We start from the raw sequence: 21,094 nt of genomic DNA on the forward strand, positions 1-21,094 counted from the left end.
GTCTTAAGCCGCCCCACAGGCACCAGGGGCACCAGCATGAAGTGGGGAAGAATTGCTCAGCACCAAATCAGGCAGCGCCCAGTCCAACAGCACGCCATCAACAAGTGCCCGCAGCCGGACGATGGGCCCCGTCGACTGGATGGCCCGGGGCCTGGCCGGCCTGCTGCTGGTGGCGACCTCAGCGTGCGCCGGTCCCGGGGCAGTCCCCACGGCCGCTGGTGCCGGCGTTCGCCCCGGCGTGACGGCTGCCCCAGCCACTGCGTCAGCGGGCACGGACAGCGCCCCGCTGGATCCGGACACCACACCCGGTGTCGGTGTTCCCGGCGTCGGCGCCCCGCACCAGCTGCCAGCCTTTGCGAGCAAAGCCCTCGAGGTGCTGGCGACGCTGCCCGTCAAGGGCCGCGCACCCAAGACGGGCTATTCGCGCGAGCAGTTCGGCCCGGCCTGGTCCGACGTCGACCACAACGGCTGCGACACCCGCAATGACGTGCTCCGCCGCGACCTCACCGCCCTCGCGCTCAGGCCCGGGACGCGGGACTGCGTGGTGCTCTCCGGCGTTCTGGCCGACCCCTACACGGCCGCCGCCATCAACTTCCTGCGCGGCAACGCCACCAGCACCGCGGTCCAGATCGACCATGTCGTGGCCCTCAGCGACGCCTGGCAGAAGGGCGCGCAGCAGCTCAGTCCGGCACAGCGGCTATCCTTCGCCAACGACCCCCTGAACCTGCTGGCGGTGGACGGCCCGGCCAACCAAAGCAAGAGCGACGGCGACGCCGCCACCTGGCTGCCGCCGAACAAGTCCTACCGCTGCAACTACGTCGCCCGCCAGATTTCAGTGAAATCCGTCTACGGGCTCTGGGTGACCCAAGCCGAGCACGATGCCATGGCCCGGGTCCTCTCCGACTGCCCGGACGCCCTGGCCCCCACTAACCAGCAGGCCTCCGCTCCAGGCCAGGCCGCGCAGGCACCGCCCGCACAGCAGCCCGCCCCGGCGCAGGTCCAGATGGCCCCCGCCCCCGCAGCACCTGCGGCGGTGACCTACGCGAACTGCGCCGCGGTCCGCGCCGCCGGCGCGGCGCCCATCCACGTCGGCCAGCCGGGGTACAGCGGCAAGCTGGACGGCGACGGGGACGGCGTCGGCTGCGAGTAGTGGCGGCCGGCCCTGCGTCCGGTCATTTCCGGTGGCGGTCAGTTCTTCTGGTGCTCGTGCAGGAGCCGGGCGCAGCGGATGAAGCCCAGGTGCGAATAGGCCTGGGGATGGTTGCCCAGGTGGGTTTCCGTGCCGGGATCGTATTCTTCCGGCAGCAGCCCCGTGGGACCGAACAGGTTCACCAACTGGTCGAAGAGGTCCCATGCCTCCTCGATCCGGCCGACGGCGATGTAGGCCTCGATCAGCCACGTGGTGCAGATGTGGAAGCCGCCCTCCAGGCCGGGCAGGCCGTCGTCGTACCGGTAGCGGAAAACGGTGGGCCCCACCCGCAGTTCCCGTTCCACCGCCGTGACGGTGGCCAGGAAGCGGGGGTCGTTGACGTCCAGCAGGCCGGAGAGGCCGATGTGCAGCACGGCCGCGTCCAGGTCCGGGCTGTCGTAGGCCACGGTGTAGGAGGACGCCGATTCGTCCCAGCCTTCGCGCAGGACTTCCTGCCGGATTCTCGCCGCTGTGGGCTCCCAGTCCGGCAGCGGTTCCCGGCCATGCCGGGCGGCCGTGCGCAGCGCCCGGTCGAGCGCCACCCAGCACATCACCTTCGTGTAGACATGGTGCCGCGGCGCCCGTCTGGCCTCCCAGATGCCGTGGTCCGCCTCATGCCAGCGGGCCAGCACGGCCGAGGCCATCTGGACCAGCAGTTCCCAGTGGTCATCTGAGAGCACGCCCTGGCGGGCGCTGAGGGCATGAATCAGCTCGGCAATCGGGCCAAACACATCCAGCTGCACCTGGTGGTCGGCAGCATTCCCGATCCGGACCGGGCGGGACCCCGCGTAGCCGGGCAGGCTCTCGATGATGGCCTCGGTGGACAGCGGCGCCCCGGTCACCGAGTAGAGCGGATGCAGCCACTCCGGGCCCGGGGCGTGGGCCAGGATCCGGCCCAGCCAGGCCAGGAAGCCCTCGGCCTCGGCGGTGGAGCCCAGGTCCACGAGGGCGTTGACGGTCATGGACCCGTCCCGTAGCCAGCAGTACCGGTAGTCCCAGTTCCGCGTGCCGCCGATACCCTCCGGCAGTGAGGTGGTGGGCGCGGCCAGCACGGCGCCGGTGGGTTCGTGGACCAGGGCCCGCAGCACCAGCGCGGACCGGCGGACCAGCGACGGCTTAACGCCCGGCAGTTGCAGCTCGTGGACCCAGCGCCGGGAATGAAGGGCGACGGCGGCGCGACGCCCGGTCTCATCCTCGGGCACCGCCGGCTGGAGTTCCGTGTCGCCGCAGCGCAGGTTGAGGACCACGGGCCCGTCCCGCAGGTCGACGTCGGCCGTGGCGGTGGCGTGCCGGCCGTCCGAGGTGATGGAAAAGGCCACCCCGGGCGCCCGAAGGGCGATGGGGTCCGCGGTGCCGACGACGTGCAGTTCCGGCCCGCGCGCCTCCATGCTGAACGGCGCATTCGCGTAGTCCGGCCGTGGCGCGAAGACGATTCTCGCCGTGCCGGTGCCGGAGAGGACCCGGACCAGGCTGGTGATGCCTTCCGGGGCCGGCTCCAGGTAGTCCGTCACGGTGACGTCGGCCCAGCGGGTTTCGACGATCATGGTGCTGTCCACGTAGCGCTGGCCCAGGACCTGGGAGGACTTCACCGGTTCCACGGAGAAGTGGCCGGCCGCATCGCCGCCGAGGAGATGGGCAAACAGCGACCCCGAGTCCGGCAGCGGGTGGCTCATCCAGCAGATCTTCGCGTCCGGCGTGATCAGGGCGGTGGAGGAGCCGTTGCCGATCATGGAGTGCCGTTCCAGGCCCACGGCGTCCTCGCCGAAAAGCCACGCCCGCCGCAGTTCGAACAGGATCGCCAGGACCCGGGCAAACGACTCCGTGTCCCGGAGCCTGTGGTTCGCCACGCTGGGCCCCTCCCCCACGCGCAGCGCCATGTCCGGTCCGCGCAGCGTTGCCATGGCCAGCTCATCGCTGGACGCGTCGCCGGCGTAGAGGGCGGCACTGACGCCGAGCACGGAGCGCAGGTGCTCCATGGCCGCAGCCTTGGACGGTTCGACGACCGAAAGGTCCAGCACTGAGCCGTCCACGATGAAGTGGAGCCCAAGGTCCTGGGCGATGTGCGAGGCCTTCCCGGTGGCCAGGGCAACGATGTCCGGCGCCGCGGACCGCGTGTGGACGGACACCGCGACGGGTTTGCGTTCGATGCTGATGCCCCGGTACGCGCCGACCGTTTCGGCGAGTGCCTGGTGGGCCTGCTGGAGCACGGACTCCGTGGCCAGCGAGAGGCTGTGGGCGTAGCCCATGTCGAACTCGGCACCGTGCGAGCCCACCAGATGTACCTCGGCGGGCAGGCGTGAGACTGCTGCGAGGTCGCGGAGGGACCGGCCGGAAATGACGGCGGCGTGCGTATTGGGCAGGGCGGCGAGCGCGCGGAGGGCGATCGCGGCGCTGGCCAGCGGCAGGGTCTCGGTCGAGATCCCTTCCGCCGCGCAGAGGGTTCCGCCATAGTTGCACGCCACCAGTAGCCCCGGGGTGCGGGCCAGGATCTTGAGCTCAGCCAGCAGTTGCGGCGTCAGCCCGTCGTCGGCGGCGTCAGTCTGCACGAAGGCCCGGAGCAGGCCCAGCGGGAGGGATTTGGTCAGGAGGGCAGAGTCAGCCAAGGACTGGTTGAGCGGAGTGGGCATGCGCGGAGTCCTTCGAATAGTCCCCAATGCTGCATGAGAATCGTCCTCGGGAGGGCGTAGTTCCAGTATCCTCCTGACCCAGTTTCGCCCGGGTGTCCCGGCGGTTGCAGGTATGTAACGTCTGCTGGCCGCCGGGAACATGGCCGCCCGGGAGATGGCCGCCGGGAACAAAACAGTGCGTTGGGAGCTAGCTGTGCTCGGCGCCCGGAGCCGTGGCGACGCTCAGGACCAGGGTGTAGTCGTGCTCGGCGAGCGCGGTCTCGATCCCGGCGATGAAGGCCGGGAAGAACGGGTCGGTTCCCAGCAGGGAAGGGTCCCGGGCCACCACCAGGCCCAGCGCATAGGCCTTTGCTGAGGACAGTCCTTTCACCCGGAGGCTCGGCTTCCAGCCGAGGTCCTTGGCCACCCTGAGGATGCGCTCCCGGGTGTCCGGGCTCACCCCGGGCTGGCCGTTGAGGGCGTAGGCACGGCACCCTTGCTGACGCCGGCCGCGTGGGCGACGTCCGGTTCAGTTGCTGCTTGTCAAGGATGGGCACTGCGCAGCGCCGGCCCGGCCGGCATCAGAGCAGCCGCCCCGCCACGCGTTTCAGCAGTTGGCTGGCCTGTATTCGTAGGTTCCCGCATCGGCCGCGCCACCGCCCTGGCAGTCGGTCTTTTGGTTGGCCGACCGCCCGTCCAGATCCATGGGGAACGGGCTGATCCCGGCCCGGTCAATGGCCGGGCTCACGCCCGAAAGGTGGAGATCGGCGGGTGCATTCACAAAGTCGGCCGGTTCGGTGGTGGAGGTGGCGCTGGGAACGATGTTGATGGGGCCGTTGAGGACGTTCCCTTGCTCCGTCCAGCCAGAGCTGTCCATCCACAGCGCGTTGCGGGCGGCTACCAGGATGTTTCCCCGGATGACGGTCGAAGCCGGGCATGACGCGTGGCAGACAAAGGCCTGAGAGTCCGGGCCGTCCAGCCATACGGTGTTGTATTCGAACGTGGTGCCGTTGGTCGGGCCGAAGGACGACGTCCTGCCGCGCGCAATCAGCCCCATGGCCTGGGAACAATTGGGGCCGCAGGTGGATCGGACGAGGTTGTAGCTAAAGGTGTTGCCGTCGGCAGTTCCGCCCCTTCCGCGCCCCAGTTCGGAGAAGACGTTGTTATCCACAGCCACGTTGTGGTGGATCCTGTTCCGGTTGCCGTTGAAGATTTCGAACGCGCTGCCGTCGTGGCCAAAGTCGTAGGACAACGCGGTGGAGCCGGTGATGGTGTTGCCGGAGAACTCATTGTCGCTCCCGTTGACCAGGAAGCCGAAGGCACCCGAATCATCGGTGCACTTCACGGCTGTCGCGGTGCCGCACCGCTCCCCCTGGGTGTTGACGTTCATGATGCTGTTGTCAGCGAGTGTGTTGTTGGCGTAACTGCCAAAGTCGGAGCCCTCGCTCACCTTGATACCCGCGGCGTTCTTGTCCGCGGCGGAATTCCGTATGGAACCGTGGTCGCCGTAGATGCTGAAGCCCGCATAGCCGCACGATTCCGTCCGCAAGCCGTCCACGGTGATGTAGTCGCCGTCGAGCCTGACGCAAGTACCCGCCAGCCCCCCGGTAACGACAGGCAGATCGCCGCTTCCGTAGGCATTCAGGGTGATCCTGAGCCGGCTGGTGCCGCTGTTGCCGACCACAAGGCCCCCGGAAAAGACATCTCCGCGGCGAAAGCTGACCGAGTCCCCGGGCCGCAGAATGGTGGCGTTGACCATATCGAAGGTCGCCCAGGCCGATTGTGGCGATGTCCCATCGTTGGCGTCATTGCCGTCCGCGCCCACGTAATACGTGGCACCGACCGCCGCGGCCGGCGCGGATGCGCCGCCGAGCAATCCACCCAGGAACAGCAGGATGAGCAGCGTGGCGGCGGCTGTGGACTTGATCTTCATGGGTGCACCTGGGTTTTCGCCATGTATCCGCGGATCCGGGCACCACCGCCAACCGGCGGACCACGTCGGCACCCTGAGGGGCTTAACGCTAAGAGCGGGTCGGTGCTAAGTCAACGGACAAAGCTGCCCCTGGCAGAAATACAGCGACAATGCCGCAGCGGCGCCACCCACAGCGCCGGCCGCGGGCATCGTAATGTTCTTTTTTGCTACTTGACGTTCTTTATTGTGCGAATATGATAGCTAATTATGTGAGCTGCTTCACGCGACCCCGCATTATTTCAAAGGAGAAATTATGACCATGCACGAAGACGCACTGCTCCGGGCCTCCAGCCAAGGCGGGTGGGACCGGAGGACGCTGCTGAAGACATTCGGCGCCGGAGCAGTCGCGATGGCCGGCATTCCCCTGCTTACAGCCTGCACGGGCGGCAGCGCACCTGCCAGCAGCGGTGCCACGACGGCCACCTTCGGATCCGGCTCCTCGGACGAGGTCCCCAAGGCCGCTTACAAGGCGGTGACGGACGCTTTCCAGAAGAAGTCCGGCATCACGATCACCACCAACGTGGTGGCGCACAACGACTTCCAGAACAAAATCAACACCTACCTCCAGGGCAGCCCGGACGATTCCTTCACGTGGTTCGCCGGCTACCGCATGCAGTACTACGCCGGCAAGGGACTGCTCGCCCCGATCGACGACGTCTGGGAAAAGGTCGGCGGAAACTACTCCGACGCCCTGAAAAAGGCCTCGACGGGCGCCGACGGCAAGATGTACCTGATCCCGAACTACAACTACCCCTGGGGCTTCTTCTACCGGAAGAGCCTCTGGACGGAAAAGGGCTACACCGTCCCCACGACGTTCGATGAGCTGAAGACCCTCGCCGCCAAAATGAAGGCGGACGGCCTGATCCCGATTGAATTTGCGGACAAGGACGGCTGGCCCGCCATGGGCACCTTCGACTACCTGAACATGCGCCTGAACGGCTACCAGTTCCACATGGACCTCACCGCGCACCGGGAAAGCTGGGACCAGAAGAAGGTCAGCGATGTCTTCGACACCTGGAAGGCCCTGCTGCCGTACCAGAACCCGAACGCCCTCGGCATGACCTGGCAGGACTCGGCGAAGTCCCTCGCGGACAAGAAATCCGGCATGTACCTGCTCGGCTCCTTCCTCACCCAGCAGTACACGGACAAGGCAATCGCCGACGACATCGACTTCTTCCCCTTCCCCGAGGTCGCGGTGGAAGGCCAGGACGCCATCGAGGCACCCATCGACGGCCTCCTGCTCTCCAAGAAGGGCGGCCAGAACCAAGCCGCGCGGGACTTCCTGGCCTACGTCGGCACCCCGGAGGGACAGGACGTGTACGCCTCGGTTGACTCGTCCAACATCGCCACCGCCAAGGGCGCTGATACGTCTAAGTTCACTCCGCTCAACAAGAAACTGGCCGAGGCCATCAGCGGCGCCAAGAACATCAGCCAGTTCTTCGACCGCGATGCCCTGCCCGCCATGGCCAACAACGTGATGATCCCGGCCCTGCAGTCCTTCATCAAGGACGGCACCGTCGATGTGAAGAACCTGGAAGCCCAGGCCAAGTCCCTGTACGCCGCCCAGTAGCGGCGCGCCTGGCCGCGCGTTTCGCACGCGCAATTTCCACAGCATTCCCCTCTGCATTTCCCAAGGCAAGGAATCTCCATGAGTGTCTCTACCAATCCGTCGGCGCGGGGGCGCAAGGCAGCCGCCGCCCCAGCGCGGCGGGTTCGGCGGCTGTCCGGCCGCGACAATCTGGTGCTCGGCTTGATGGTGGGCGTCCCCACGCTGATCCAGCTCGTATTGGTCTGGATCCCCACGCTCATGTCGGTCGGGCTGTCCTTCACCCGCTGGAACGGGCTGGAGCTGACCGACATCAAGCCCGCCGGCGTCGAGAACTACCAGTTCATCGCCCAGGATTACCCGCCGTTTTGGCCGGCCATGCAGCACAACGTGCTGTGGCTGGCGTTCCTGGCACTTGTCGCCACCCCGCTGGGGCTGCTGCTGGCTGTCCTCCTGGACCAGAACATCCGCGGCACGCGGATCTACCAGAGCATCTTCTTCGCCCCGGTGATGCTGTCCCTGGCCCTGATCGGCATCATCTGGCAGCTGTTCTACAACCGTGACAGCGGCCTCTTGAACTTCGTCCTCGGCACGGCGGGCACGCCCCAGGCCGTCGACTGGTTCGGGGATTCCAGCGTCAACATCTGGGCTGCCCTCTTCGCCGCCACCTGGCGGCACGCCGGCTACGTCATGATCCTGTACTTGGCAGGGCTCAAGGGAGTGGATCCGACCCTGCGGGAGGCGGCCCAGATTGACGGCGCCAACGCGGTCCAGACCTTCTTCCGGGTGATCTTCCCGGCCATGCGTCCGGTCAACGTCATCATCATCGTCATCACCGTTATCGAGTCCCTCCGGGCCTTCGACATCGTCTACGTGATCAACCGCGGCACAAACGGCCTGGAACTCATCAGCGCCCTGGTCATCCAGAACCTGGTGGGCGAGGGGCAGGTGATCGGCATCGGGTCGGCCCTGGCGGTCATCCTGCTCGTCATCTCGCTGATCCCCATCACGTTCTACCTGTCCCGCGCGTTCGGAAAGGACAAAGAGGCATGAGCATCGCCCATCCAACCGATGCCGCCGCGGCCGGCACGCCGGCAGACGCCCGGCAGAGCAGCTCCGGTCCGGGCAGGGCCCGCCCCCGGCCGGGCCGGCCGGCCAACAACAAGCAGGGCAAGCGGCACTACGGCACCCACGTCTTCCTCATCGTCATGGCGGCTATCTGGCTGGTACCGCTGGGCTGGGCCATTTTCACTGCCCTTCGGCCAAAGGCGGACACGGACAAGTACGGGTATTTCAGCACCGGCGGGGCCTTCAACTTCGACAACTTCATCCAGGCCTGGACGCAGGGCGGCTTTGCGAAGCTGTTCTGGAACTCCGTGCTCATCACGGTCCCGACCGTGTTCCTGATCCTCTTCTTCGCCTCCATGATGGCCTTCGCCGTCAGCCGGGTGAGCTGGAAGTTCAACATCACCCTGCTCATCATGTTCACCGCCGGAAACTTGCTGCCCCCGCAGGTGCTCGCGGCGCCGCTCTTTGAAATGTTCAAGCACTTCGAGCTGCCGTACGCCGTCAGCGATTCCGGGAACCTGCTCAACACGTACATCAGCGTGATTGCCGTAGACACCGCCTTCCAGATCGGCTTTGTGACGTTCGTCCTCTCGAACTACATGAAGGCCCTGTCCCCCGAACTGACCGAGGCAGCCCTGGTCGACGGGGCCGGCGTCTGGCGCCAGTACTGGGACATCATCCTGCCGCTGTGCCGCCCTGCCCTGGCCGCCATGGGCACGCTCGAGGTGATCTTCATTTACAACGACTTCTTCTGGCCCCTGCTCTTCATCCAAAGCGGCGACCGCCTTCCGGTCACCACCGCGATCAACAACCTCCAGGGCCAGTTCCTCTCCAACTACAACCTGATCGCCGCCGGCGCCATGATCACGGCCATACCGGCCCTGATCATCTACCTGCTCCTGCAGCGCCACTTCGTGGCGGGCCTGACCCTCGGCTCCAGCAAAGGATAAACGTGGACAACAGCTTCAACCACAACAACAACCACATGGACTACATCACCGCCCGCCTCGGCTCCGAAGGCTCCCCGATGCTGGCCTTCGGCGGCGACTACAACCCGGAGCAGTGGCCCGAGGAAACCTGGGACGAGGACGTCCGGCTGATGCGCGAGGCCGGCGTCAACCTCGTCAGCGTGGGCATCTTCAGCTGGTCCCTGCTTGAGCCGTCCGAGGGCGTCTACGAGTTCGGCTGGCTGGACCGGGTCCTGGACCTGCTGCACGCGAACGGCATCCGGGTGGACCTGGCGAACGCCACGGCATCGCCGCCGCCCTGGTTCAGCCACAAGTACCCCGAGTCCCTGCCGGTAACGGCCGACGGCGTGCGGCACAGTTACGGTTCCCGGCAGGCGTTCGCGGCCTCGAGCGCCGAATACCGCCGGGCCGCCGCGGCCCTGACCGAGCAGATCGCCGTCCGGTACAAGGACCACCCCGCCGTCGTGATGTGGCACGTCCACAACGAGTACGGCTGCCACAACCAGCCGGATTTCTCCGACGGCGCCGCCGCCGGCTTCCGGCGCTGGCTCGAACACCGGTACGGCAGCCTCGAGGCCCTCAATGCCGCGTGGGGCACCGCCTTCTGGTCCCAGCGCTACTCGGCCTGGGAGCAGATCCTGCCGCCGCGCACCTCCGGGACCTGGGTTAACCCGACCCAGCAGCTGGACTTCGCCCGCTACTCCTCCGATGAACTGCTCGAATGCTACAAGGCCGAGGCCGCGATCATTCGCTCACACTCAGGGCATCCCGTGACCACCAACTTCATGGGGTTCAACATGGGCCTGCACCAGCCCGTGGACTACTGGCGCTGGTCCGAGGAGATGGACGTGGTCTCCAACGACCACTACCTCATCGCCGAGGACTTGCGAAACTTCCAGGAACTGGCGGCAACCGCGGACCTCACCCGCGGCTGGGCCAAGGGCAAGCCGTGGCTGCTCATGGAGCATTCCACCTCTGCCGTGAACTGGCAGCCCCGCAACATCGCCAAAGCGCCCGGTGAGATGCTGCGCAATTCCCTGCAGCACGTTGCCCGCGGCGCCGACGGCGCGCTCTTCTTCCAGTGGAGGGCCTCGCGCGCGGGCGCCGAGAAGTTCCACTCCGGGCTGCTGCCGCATGCCGGCACGGACACCAAGGTTTGGCGTGAAGTGGTCCAGCTCGGCCAGGCGCTGCGCAGCCTCGCCGAAATCAGCGGCTCGGTGGTGACGGGAGCATCCGGCCGGGTGGACGTCGCGATCCTCCACGACACCGACGCCCGCTGGGCCTCGGAACTGGACTCGCACCCGAGCGTGGATGCCTCCAACATCGCGGAAACCCGCCGCTGGCATGATGCCTTCTACCGTGCCGGCATCCCCACCGACTTCCGCCAGAGCACCGACGACCTCTCCGGCTACCGGCTCGTCGTCGCACCAATGCAGTACCTCGTGAGCGATGCCGGGGCCGCGAACCTGGACGCGTACGTGCGCGCCGGCGGCCACCTCGTGGTGACGTATTTCTCCGGTATCGTGGACGAAAATGACCACATCAGGCTCGGCAGCTACCCCGGCGCGTTCAGCGCACTGCTGGGCGTCCGGATGGAAGAATTCTTTCCGCTGCGCGGCGGCGAAAGCGTCCGGCTCAGCGGTTTCGGGGCGGGCACCTGCTGGAACGAACTGGGGCGGGCGACCACCGCCGAGGTCCTCGCGACCGTGGAAGAGGGACCGGCAGCCGGCTCTCCCGCCGTGACCCGCAACCGCGCCGGAAGCGGCCGCTCCTACTATGTCGCAACGACGCTCGCACCAGAGGGCCTGGGCGAACTGCTCGCCGTCGTCTGCGCCGATGCCAGGGTGCAGCCGCTCATTCCGGACCTCCCGGACAATGTGGAAGTTGCCCGGCGCAGCAAGGACGGCACTGACTGGACGTTCTGCATTAACCACGGGGCCCACGACGTCAGGCTGCCGCTGGAAGGCGTCGACCTGCTCTCCGGAGCCGAGCTCGACGGCGGGCTCGGCCTCGCGGCCGGAGGTGTCGCCGTCGTCCGTTCCCGTGCCGCCCAATTGGTCGGCACGTCCGCCAGCCACTCAAGCCACTCAAGCCTGTAAGGACTCCACATGCTAGCCGCAGCCCGCCATTCCGCCATCCTCGCGGAGGTCCAACGTGAGCGGATCGTCCGTGTCGCGGACCTCGCCAAGATGCTCGGTGTCTCGCTGATGACCGTGCGGCGGGATATCGAGGCCCTCGACGCGGCCGGCTCCGTGGAGAAAATCCACGGCGGGGCCAAGCTGCCCGGCGGGGCCGGCACCCACGAGCCAGGCTTCGAGCTGAAGGTGACCCAGCTCAAGGACGAGAAGATGGCGATTGCCCAGGAGGCGGCCGCACAAGTGCGCGAGGGCATGGCGGTGGGGCTCAGCGCGGGCACCACCACGTGGGCGCTGGCCCAGCTGCTGTCCGCCGGGCCGCGGATCACGGTGGTCACCAACTCGGTGCGGATCGCGGACGTTTTCCACCAGAGTTCGTCCCTGTCTACCGTGATCCTGACCGGCGGCGAGCGCACACCCTCCGATGCCCTCGTCGGGCCGCTGGCCACGTCCTCGCTCAAGCAGCTGCACCTGGACGTGCTGTTCCTCGGCGTCCACGGCGTCGACGCCGACGCCGGGTTCACCACCCCCAACGTATTGGAAGCCGAAACCGACCGGGCCTTCGTCACCGCGGCCCGGCGGGTGGTGGTGCTGGCCGACCACACGAAGTGGGGCACCCTTGGCATCAGCACCATCGCCAGCCTGGAGGACGCTGACGAACTGATCAGCGACGACCTCCTCGGCAGCGAGGCCCGGCGCATCCTCGGCGAGCGCGTCGGCAGGCTCCGCCTGGCCAGTACCGGCGACGCCCGGCGCATCAGCACAGCCACGAGCCCCACAGCAGCCGCAGTCTGACGGCAAGGCCCGCCCACCCCCAAACCACTACGCCTGGAGCTGCCGTGAACAACCCGGACCTCACCCTTGCCGCCGAGACCCGCTCCCCCCTGGGCGTCCCGGGCCTGTTGCCGTCGGATCTGGAGCCGTTGTACCTGCGTCGCTCCGGCACGTCCCTGCTCATCGACTTCAGCACGGGCGAGGCCGCGATGCTGCACTTCGGCGCCGACCTCGGCCCGGCCTTGCCCGAGCTTTCGCTGCTGGGCGACGCCGTCCCGCGCTCGGCCCTCGACGTTCCGGTCACGCTGGGGCTGATCCCGCAGGCGTCCTCCGGCTGGCGCGGACGGCCCGGCCTCCGCGGCCACCGGAATGGCCAGGCGTTCTCGACCCGGCTGCGCGTTGTCAGTGTTGAGCGTTCCGGCGGGGGGCGTTCCGGCGGGGAGCTGACCGGCGCGCACGAGTGCTCGGCCGTCATCACCCAGGCGGACCCCGAGGCCGGCGTCAGAGTCCGCACGGAGATCAGGATCAACGACGGCGGCCTGCTCCAGCTACGGCACCGGCTCGATATCGACGGCGCCGGCCCGTACAGCCTTGACGAACTCGCGGCCGTGCTGCCGGTGGGCCGCGCCGCCACAGAGATCCTGGACCTCACCGGCCGCTGGTGCCGGGAGTCCCACCCCCAGCGCCTGCCGCTGCACCAAGGCACGTGGGTCCGCTCGGGCCGGCACGGCCGGACCGGCCATGACGCTTCCCTCCTGCTGGCAGCCGGCACGCCCGGATTCGGCAACCGCCACGGGCAGGTCTGGGCCGTGCATCTGGGCTGGAGCGGCAACCACGAGAGCTTCGTTGACGCCGCAGCGGACGGCCGGACCGTCCTGGGCGCCTCGGAACTGCTCGGCGCCGGCGAGATCAGCCTGGCCGCGGGCGCCAGCTACGAGACCCCGTGGTTGTTCGCGGCGTACTCCGCCGCGGGGCTGGACGGCATCAGCGATGCTTTCTACACCTGGTTCCGGAGCCGCCCGCACCACCCCGGCGTGCGGTCGGGCAAAGCCCGTCCCGTGGTTCTCAACGTCTGGGAAGCGGTGTATTTCGACCACCGGATGCCGGTGCTGCTTGATCTCGCCGAATCCGCCGCCCGGCTGGGCGTGGAACGCTACGTCCTCGACGACGGCTGGTTCCGCGGCCGGCGCAACGACCAGGCCGGCCTCGGCGACTGGTACGTCGACGAGGACCTCTGGCCCGGCGGCCTGGCCCCGCTGATCGACGCGGTGACCGGCCACGGCATGGAATTCGGTCTCTGGGTGGAACCCGAAATGGTCAACGAAGACTCCGACCTGGCCCGCGCCCACCCGGACTGGATCGCCGCTCCGGTACCACGGAGCGGCGGGGGCAGCCCGGCCGGCCGGCTGCCGGAACGGTGGCGGCACCAGCAGGTCCTCGACCTCGTCAATCCGGAGGCCTGGCAGTACATTTTCGACAGGCTCGATGCCCTGTTGAGCGAATACCGGATCAGCTACCTGAAATGGGACCAGAACCGGGACCTGACCGAAATGGGCCACGCCGGGCGCCCCTCCGTGCACGCCCAGACGCGGGCCGTTTACCGGCTCCTCGACGAGCTGCGCCTGGCCCACCCGGACGTCGAGATTGAAAGTTGCTCCTCCGGGGGCGCCCGCGTGGACCTCGGAATCCTGGAACGCACCGACCGGATCTGGGCCTCGGACTGCAACGATGCCCTGGAACGGCAGACCATCCAGCGCTGGACCGGTGTGGTGGTGCCGCCGGAGCTCGTCGGATCGCACATCGGACCCACCACGAGCCACACCACCGCGCGAACGCACGACCTCTCCTTCCGGGCGATCACCGCGATGTTTGGCCACTTCGGCCTCGAATGGGATGTCCGGCACCTCGCCGATTCCGAGCGCACCGAGCTTGCCGGGGCGATCACGCTGTTCAAGCAGTACCGGCCCCTGCTGCACAGCGGGCGGATGGTACGGGCGGACGAGCCTGATCCGGCCCTCCGGCTCCACGGCGTCGTGTCCCATGACGGCGGGGAGGCCCTCTTCGCCCTGGTGTCCGTGGCGACGTCGTTCGCCGAAGTCCCGGGGCGGGTCTGCCTGCCAGGGCTGCTGCCGGACGCCGCGTACCGGGTGGAAGCGGTCTACCCGGCGGCCGATGACAGGCGTGCGTTCCTGCAGGCGGTGTCTCCGGCGTGGCTTGCAGGCGGCGTCGAGGCGACCGGACGGTTCCTGGCGGAGTCCGGCCTCCCCATGCCTGTCCTGAACCCGGAGCACGGGCTGCTGCTGGCTATCCGCCGCGTCACCGCCGCCGTTCCAGCCGCCGTTCCAGCCGCAACCGGCGGCCACCCCGTAAGGAACTCCTGACCATGGGCCAGATTACGAAGCGCTCCTATAAGCTCTCCGACGGCCGGGACATCATCTACTTCGATGATGCCGATACCGTCCTGCCCCCGGACCGGGGGGACGATCTCCGCGAGCCGGCGCTCCGTCCGCCTACCGCCACCATGCGCCAGGACGTCCTGACCGGGGAGTGGATTTCGATCGCGGCCGCCCGGCAGAACCGGGTGGTCCTGCCGCCCTCGCACCTGGACCCGCTGGCCCCGGCGTCGCCGGAGAATCCCTCGGAGATTCCGAGCCTCTATGACGTCGCCGTCTTCGAAAACAAGTCCCCGTCCTTCGGACCGGACCTGGCGGGAGCCGGCGCGCCGGAGGGCCTGGACGACCTCGCCCTGGTGGGGCTGGGGCGCAGCCGGCAGTCTGTGGGCCGGTGCGAAGTGGTGTGCTTCTCCCCCGAACACACCGGGTCCCTGGCGGGGCTGCCCCTGTCCCGGATGCGCACCGTGGTGGAAGCCTGGGCGGACCGGACGGCCGCGCTGTCCGCGCTGCCCGGCGTCGAACAGGTTTTTCCGTTCGAGAACCGCGGCGAAGCGATCGGCGTGACGCTGCACCACCCGCACGGACAGATTTACGCCTACCCGTACATCACGCCCCGTACGGCCCAACTGGTCCGCACGATCGAGAGCTACGGCGGCTCGCTGTTCCAGGACATCCTCAGTTTCGAGCAGAAATCCGAGCGGGTGCTGCTCCAGGGCGAGCACTGGACGGCGTTTGTCCCGTTTGCCGCGCGCTGGCCGCTGGAAGTCCATATCCTCCCGCACCGGCACGTCCCGGACCTCGCCGCCACCACAGGCGAGGAACGCGATGAGTTCTCCCGGCTGTACGGCCGGCTCCTGCGCGGCGTCGATGCCCTCTACGACACGCCCACTCCGTACATTTCGGCGTGGCACCAGGCTCCCGTCCACGCCCACCGCGACGACATCCGGCTCATGCTGCAGCTGACCTCGCCCCGCCGGGAGGAGGACAAGCTCAAGTACCTGGCAGGCTCGGAGGCCGCGATGGGCGCATTCATCGCGGACATCCCGCCGGAAACGGCTGCCGCCCGGCTCCGCGAGGCCATGGAAAAGGCATCGCCACCACCGCCTACGGCAGGGCTCGAGCCATTCCGCACAGAACTGCCAGCAACAGAACAGGAAGCCGCCCAGCCATGAATGAGGTCCTTCAACTGGGAAGCGAGTACTTTTCCAGCCAGTTCGGCGGCGTGCCGGACGGCTTGTGGTCGGCGCCCGGGCGGGTCAACCTGATCGGCGAGCACACGGATTACAACGACGGCTTCGCGTTGCCGATCGCGATCGACAAGCGCACCACGGTAGCGGCCCGCGCCCGTGCAGACCGCTTGCTCAGGGTCACAAGCAGCTCTTTCCCCGGCATGATGGAGGTGAGCCTCGAGGACTTGGACCCAGATGCCCTGACCGGCTGGGCCGCCTACCCCCTGGGTGTGGCCTGGGCGATGTCCCGCGCGGCGGCTGCCGGCGCGCCCGACGGCGCCGGTTCCGGGGGTGCCTCGCGGATGTCCGGCCTGGACCTGGCGCTGACCTCGGATGTTCCGGCCGGCGCCGGGCTGTCCTCCTCCGCCGCCGTCGAATGCGCCGTGGCCCTGGCCCTGAACGATCTCTGGGAGTTGGGGTTGGACAGGCAGGAACTGGCCCGGATCGGCCAGCTGGCCGAGAACAGGGTGGTCGGCGCACCCACCGGCATCATGGACCAGTCGGCCTCGCTCCTGGGCGAACCGGATCATGGCATCCTGCTCGACTGCCAGAGCCTGGTGACCGAGACCGTTGCCCTGGGCTTCGCCGGTGCCGGCGTAGGGCTCCTGGTGATCGACACCCGCACCAGCCATTCCCATGCCGACGGCGGCTATGCCAGCCGCCGCCGGTCCTGCGAGGACGGTGCCCGCCGCCTGGGCGTCGGCAGCCTGCGGGCACTGGGCCCGGATGATCTCCCCCGCGCCGCAGCACAGCTCGACGGACAGACCTACCGCCGGGTCCGCCACATCATCACGGAAAACCAGCGGGTGCTGGACACCGTCGCGGCGCTGCGGACCTCCGGCGCGGCCGCCATCGGGCCGTTCCTCAACGAATCGCACCTGTCCATGCGCGACGACTTCGAGATCTCCACGCCCGAGCTCGACCTCGCCGTGGCCGGCGCGCAGGAATTGGGCGCCATCGGAGCGCGCATGACCGGTGGCGGCTTCGGCGGGGCCGCCCTCGCCCTGGTCCGGAACGACGACGCCGGCGACGTGGCCGGGGGCATTGCACGCGACTTCGCCCGTGCCGGGTTCACGGCCCCGCACATCTTCCCCGTCACCGCGTCCGAGGGCGCCCGCCGGGAACTGTAGCCCGGGCCGCCGTGAGACCCGCAGGCAGTTAGGCCCGCAGGCTCTTAGGCCCGCACGAGCTGGGCGGCGTCGGCCAGAAGTTCCACGGAACGGAGCCGGGCCTCGGTGCCGGTGCTCTGGTGCGCCACGATCAGCTCGTCCGCGTCGGCGTGCCCCGTGAACTCCTCGAGGTACGCCAGGACGGCATCGGGAGTGCCCACAGCGGAGTACTTCATCATCTGCGCCACGTGCTGGCCCTGGGGCGAGTCCAGGATCATGTCCGCCTCGTCGTCGCTGAACACACGGCCATTGCCGAAGAACAGGGAGACCCTGGCCCGCTTGGTGGCCTGGAACATCGCCTGCGCCTCCGCGGCCGTATCCGCGGCAACGACATTGACGCCGGCGATCACATGCGGGGCGTCGAGCTGCGCAGAGGGCCGGAATTCGCGGCGGTAGACGGCCACCGCGTCCTGCAGCGCGTTGGGCGCGAAGTGCGAGGCGAAGGCGTAGGGCAGGCCCAGCTGGGCGGCCAGCCTGGCGCCGAACAGGGACGAGCCCAGAATGTACAGCGGCACGTTGGTGCCTTTGCCCGGGGTGGCCTCCACGCCCTGGATGCGGGTGGGGCCGGTCAGGTAGCCCTGGAGCTCCAGGACGTCCTGCGGGAAGCTGTCTGCCGACATCGGATCGCGGCGCAGGGCGCGCATGGTGTTCTGGTCGCTGCCCGGCGCCCGGCCCAGCCCGAGGTCGATCCTTCCCGGGTGCAGGGTTTCGAGCGTGCCGAACTGTTCCGCGATGGTCAGCGGCGAGTGGTTGGGCAGCATCACGCCCCCCGCGCCGAGCCGAATGCTGGAGGTGTGGGCCGCGACGTGGGCGATCAGCACGCTCGTGGCGGAGGAGGCGATCGCGGACATGTTGTGGTGCTCGGCGTACCAGATCCGCCGGTAGCCCCGGTCCTCGGCGAGCTGCGCCATGGCCACGCTTCCGGCGAAGCTCTCCGCCGCCGTCTGGCCCGGGCCGATGGTTGCGAGGTCAAGAATGGAAAGCGGAACAGTCACGGAAAAGCCGGCCTTTCGTAGCGGAGCAGTGTGCGGGCCGGAGTTTGGAACTGCGGTCCTGGGCGGCGCCGGGTTTCCGGCGCGGGCACACTGGCATCAACGACGGCGGCCCCCGGGATATTTCTGCACATATATCTGCGCATGATTCTGGACCGCGCGGACAGCCCACCCCCAGCTGGGCCGGCTGCTTCTTGCCAGCTTCTGCTTCTACTTCAGCGTCTGCTTCAGCGGGATCAGCTGCAGGAGTAGTTGTAGTCGAGGCCGCCGGAGATGTACTGCGTCATCGAGACGCGGCTGCGCGGGGTGAGTCCGGGCAGGGCGCAGTTCTGCTTGGCGCCGGCCGCCGATCCCGCCCCAGCGAGCCAGCTCGGCAGTCCTGCCAGCGGGCTGGTGAACTTCACGGATCCGGCGATCTTCCCCCACTGGTAGCCGGTGGAGTAGAGGCCCACGCGCGCGCCGATCCTCTTGAAGTAGGCGGTCATGCCTTCCAGAACGGCGACGTTGGCGGCCGTGTCTGCCTGCCAGGTGTTTTCCGTTTCCACATCCAGCCACCAGAGGTAGGACTGCGGGTTGCTGACCCCGCGGCGCCTGGCATCGTCGGACGCCTTGGCCCACCCGTACATGTAGGAGCAGGCTTTGAACGACCCCAGGGCGCAGTTGCCGTAGGGGTTGGTGACCTTCACCCCGTTGTAGGTGTTCGACGTGGGCCACCAGGACCCCTGCCGGCCGGGGTTGGCGGTGTTCACGTACAGGGCCACTCTGGGCTGCGCTGTCGCTGCGGGGGACTTTGCGGTCTTCGCCCAGGCCAGCTGGCTTGCCAGGCACGGGTTCGTGTTGTTGGCCAGGCCGTAGTTGACGCCGACGATCGCGAAGGCGGGCTGCTTTGGCAGGGTCCTGCCGCACTGCGGCCAGGACACATCGATTCCGGGTCCCGAGGTGCTGGCCGTGACGGCCGAGGCGGGGCTTCCGCCCAAGAGGACAAGGCCGAGGGTCACAACAAAGGCCAGTACGATGCGCGGGAACGAGTTGGGCATGCCACAGTCTAAGGCAGAATCGCAGAAACACTAATCGGTGGCGTAATTCCGTCACGGCGTCGATGGGCCGCCGGCACGGCATCGACGGGGCGGCACAGTCGGTGTGCGCGTCCCGCGGAATAGGCCGGTCTTAGCCGGGTCCGGGAACCCCGGACCCGGCTAAGCTAACCGCATGGCCATCAAATCCACTGCAGATAAAGTCGCCACGATCCAGAAGGGCTACACCCTGGACGGCCCCACGATCGAACTCGGTGCGGCGATCGTCGATGGCGAACTCCACAAGGACGCCCCCGTCCGGCTGCCGCTCGCGATGATGAACCGGCACGGCCTCGTGGCCGGGGCGACAGGCACCGGCAAGACCGTCACGCTGCACATGATGGCCGAACAGCTCTCCACGGCGGGCGTGCCCGTGTTCCTTGCCGACATCAAAGGCGACCTCTCGGGGCTGGTCACGGCGGCCACGGGCAGCGACAAACTCCGGGCCCGCACGGAGAGCATCGGCCAGGCGTGGGCCGGCAAGACCTTCCCGGTGGAGTTCCTGGCCCTCGGCGGCGACGGCCAGGGCATCCCGGTCCGCGCCACCATTACCTCCTTCGGCCCCATCCTGCTCTCCCGGGTCATGGACCTGAACGAAACCCAGGAATCCAGCCTGCAGCTCGTCTTCCATTTCGCGGACAAGAACAACCTGGAACTGATCGACCTCAAGGACCTGCGGGCCGTCATCCAGTTCCTGACCTCCGCCGAGGGCAAGGACGAGCTTGAGGAACTCGGCGGCCTCTCCAAGGCAACCGCCGGCGTGATCCTGCGCGAACTGATCACGCTTGAGGCGCAGGGCATGGAGAAGTTCTTCGGCGAACCCGAGTTCGACACCGCCGAACTGCTGCGTACCGCGCCGGACGGCCGCGGCGTGGTCAGCTGCCTGGAGCTACCCACGCTGCAGACCAAGCCCATGCTCTTCTCGACGTTCCTGATGTGGCTGCTCGCCGACCTCTTCGAGGACCTGCCGGAGGCCGGGGACCTCGACAAGCCCAAGCTGGTGTTCTTCCTGGATGAGGCGCATCTGCTGTTCAACGGCGCCTCCAAGGCCTTCCTCGACGCCATCACCACCACCGTCCGGCTCATCCGGTCCAAGGGCGTCGGCATCTTCTTCGTGACGCAGACCCCCAAGGATGTCCCCGCCGACGTCCTCGGCCAGCTGGCAAACCGGGTACAGCACGCCCTCCGCGCCTATACCCCGGAGGATGCCAAGGCCCTCCGGGCCACCGTCTCCACCTTCCCGACCAGCGACTACGACCTAGAGGAGACCCTCACCACCGCCGGCATCGGCGAGGCCGTTATCACCGTCCTGAATGAGAAGGGCGCGCCAACTCCCGTGGCACTGACCCGGCTCCGCGCCCCGGAATCCGTGATGGGGCCCAGCACCGACGCCCTGATCTCCAGCACCGTCGCCGCCTCCGCGCTCCTGCCCAAGTACGGCACCGCGGTCGACAACATCTCGGCCTACGAGAAGATCGCCGGGAAGGGCGCTGCCCCCACCGGACCGGCCGCCGGGACCGCGCACCAGGGCGGCGCGGGCCAAGGCGGCGCGGACCAGGGCGGCAGCTTGGACGCCAACGCCATCGATGCCGAAGCCCGACGGATCGAGGAAGAAATCCTTGGCCGTCCCAGCAGCCGTCCAGCGCCGGCGCCGGGGACGCCCGAACACGCGAACGCGCCTGAACGGCGGGCCCCACGGCCGGCGCAGCCGACGGACGGCGGCGGCATCGCCGGCGGTGGGATCGGTGGCGACCTCGCGGGGGCCCTCGGCGGAGGCCTCAAGAGCATGGCCCGCTCGCTGGGAACCCAACTCGGCAGGGAGCTGCTCCGCGGCGTCTTCGGCACTTCCTCGAAGCGCCGCCGGCGCTAGGGATGACCACGGGGGCATCCCACCGAATGGTCTTGGCCCGCCATGCTCCGCGTCACAGATGCGCACCTTGACACAGGGATTCCTGTGGGGTGCAGGTAACGTAAGAATCG

15 protein-coding genes are annotated in these 21,094 nt (G+C 68.1%); 10 read left to right on the forward strand and 5 right to left on the reverse strand.

Translation table 11 applies throughout. From position 1 onward, the window contains the following. Positions 1 to 52: 52 nt before the first annotated feature. The gene (locus LQV16_RS16795) at positions 53 to 1,150 is read left to right on the forward strand and encodes a DUF1524 domain-containing protein (RefSeq protein WP_229995037.1); all 1,098 of its coding nucleotides are present in this window, start codon (positions 53 to 55) and stop codon (positions 1,148 to 1,150) included. Positions 1,151 to 1,188: 38 nt separating this feature from the next. On the opposite strand, the gene LQV16_RS16800 is transcribed toward LQV16_RS16795, so the two are convergent. The 3 genes from LQV16_RS16800 to LQV16_RS16810 all read right to left on the reverse strand — a co-directional run bounded on the left by LQV16_RS16800 (position 1,189) and on the right by LQV16_RS16810 (position 5,728). Next, positions 1,189 to 3,816 (reverse strand): trehalase-like domain-containing protein, encoded by a 2,628-nt coding sequence (locus LQV16_RS16800; RefSeq protein ID WP_229995038.1) that lies wholly within the window; start codon positions 3,814 to 3,816, stop codon positions 1,189 to 1,191. Positions 3,817 to 4,003: 187 nt separating this feature from the next. Beyond that, positions 4,004 to 4,255 (reverse strand): hypothetical protein, encoded by a 252-nt coding sequence (locus LQV16_RS16805; protein ID WP_229995039.1) that lies wholly within the window; start codon positions 4,253 to 4,255, stop codon positions 4,004 to 4,006. 147 nt (positions 4,256 to 4,402) lie between these two features. Beyond that, positions 4,403 to 5,728: a hypothetical protein gene (locus LQV16_RS16810; protein WP_229995040.1), complete on the reverse strand. Its 1,326-nt coding sequence runs from the start codon at positions 5,726 to 5,728 to the stop codon at positions 4,403 to 4,405. Positions 5,729 to 6,020: 292 nt separating this feature from the next. On the opposite strand from LQV16_RS16810, the gene LQV16_RS16815 reads away from it, so the two are divergent. The 8 genes from LQV16_RS16815 (at position 6,021) to galK (ending at position 17,010) form a co-directional block, all read left to right on the forward strand. Continuing rightward, the gene (locus LQV16_RS16815; RefSeq protein WP_229995041.1) at positions 6,021 to 7,337 is read left to right on the forward strand and encodes an ABC transporter substrate-binding protein; all 1,317 of its coding nucleotides are present in this window, start codon (positions 6,021 to 6,023) and stop codon (positions 7,335 to 7,337) included. A gap of 78 nt (positions 7,338 to 7,415) precedes the next feature. Next, on the forward strand, positions 7,416 to 8,366 hold the full coding sequence (locus LQV16_RS16820) for a sugar ABC transporter permease (protein WP_229995042.1): 951 nt from the start codon (positions 7,416 to 7,418) through the stop codon (positions 8,364 to 8,366). Next, a complete protein-coding gene (locus LQV16_RS16825) occupies positions 8,363 to 9,331 on the forward strand; it encodes a carbohydrate ABC transporter permease (RefSeq protein WP_229995043.1) in 969 nt (322 codons plus the stop codon). Before LQV16_RS16820 ends, LQV16_RS16825 begins: the two co-directional genes overlap by 4 nt. Before the next feature lie 2 nt (positions 9,332 to 9,333). Next, the gene (locus tag LQV16_RS16830; protein ID WP_229995044.1) at positions 9,334 to 11,448 is read left to right on the forward strand and encodes a beta-galactosidase; all 2,115 of its coding nucleotides are present in this window, start codon (positions 9,334 to 9,336) and stop codon (positions 11,446 to 11,448) included. Positions 11,449 to 11,457: 9 nt separating this feature from the next. Further along, complete coding sequence (locus LQV16_RS16835) at positions 11,458 to 12,279, forward strand: DeoR/GlpR family DNA-binding transcription regulator (RefSeq protein ID WP_229995045.1); 822 nt, start codon at positions 11,458 to 11,460, stop codon at positions 12,277 to 12,279. Positions 12,280 to 12,398: 119 nt separating this feature from the next. Next, complete coding sequence (locus tag LQV16_RS16840) at positions 12,399 to 14,639, forward strand: alpha-galactosidase (RefSeq protein WP_229995053.1); 2,241 nt, start codon at positions 12,399 to 12,401, stop codon at positions 14,637 to 14,639. Between the two features lie 2 nt (positions 14,640 to 14,641). Beyond that, positions 14,642 to 15,823 (forward strand): galactose-1-phosphate uridylyltransferase, encoded by a 1,182-nt coding sequence (gene galT / locus LQV16_RS16845; protein ID WP_229995046.1) that lies wholly within the window; start codon positions 14,642 to 14,644, stop codon positions 15,821 to 15,823. Continuing rightward, on the forward strand, positions 15,820 to 17,010 hold the full coding sequence (gene galK / locus LQV16_RS16850) for a galactokinase (RefSeq protein ID WP_229995047.1): 1,191 nt from the start codon (positions 15,820 to 15,822) through the stop codon (positions 17,008 to 17,010). Before galT ends, galK begins: the two co-directional genes overlap by 4 nt. A 44-nt stretch (positions 17,011 to 17,054) precedes the next feature. Here the strand turns inward: galK and LQV16_RS16855 are convergent, their stop codons facing one another. Together LQV16_RS16855 and LQV16_RS16860 are read right to left on the reverse strand one after the other, a co-directional pair. Next, positions 17,055 to 18,044, reverse strand: a complete 990-nt coding sequence (locus LQV16_RS16855) for an LLM class flavin-dependent oxidoreductase (RefSeq protein WP_229995048.1) — start codon at positions 18,042 to 18,044, stop codon at positions 17,055 to 17,057. A 233-nt stretch (positions 18,045 to 18,277) separates the two neighbouring features. Next, positions 18,278 to 19,078, reverse strand: a complete 801-nt coding sequence (locus tag LQV16_RS16860; protein WP_229995049.1) for a hypothetical protein — start codon at positions 19,076 to 19,078, stop codon at positions 18,278 to 18,280. A 172-nt stretch (positions 19,079 to 19,250) separates the two neighbouring features. Here LQV16_RS16860 and LQV16_RS16865 point away from each other — a divergent pair, with 172 nt between their 5' ends. Continuing rightward, positions 19,251 to 20,984: a helicase HerA-like domain-containing protein gene (locus tag LQV16_RS16865; protein WP_229995050.1), complete on the forward strand. Its 1,734-nt coding sequence runs from the start codon at positions 19,251 to 19,253 to the stop codon at positions 20,982 to 20,984. The last annotated feature ends 110 nt before the right edge of the window (positions 20,985 to 21,094 follow it).

The sequence above is a fragment of the Arthrobacter sp. Bi26 genome, from assembly GCF_918697925.1.
In the GTDB taxonomy this organism is placed as follows: Bacteria; Actinomycetota; Actinomycetes; order Actinomycetales; family Micrococcaceae; genus Arthrobacter.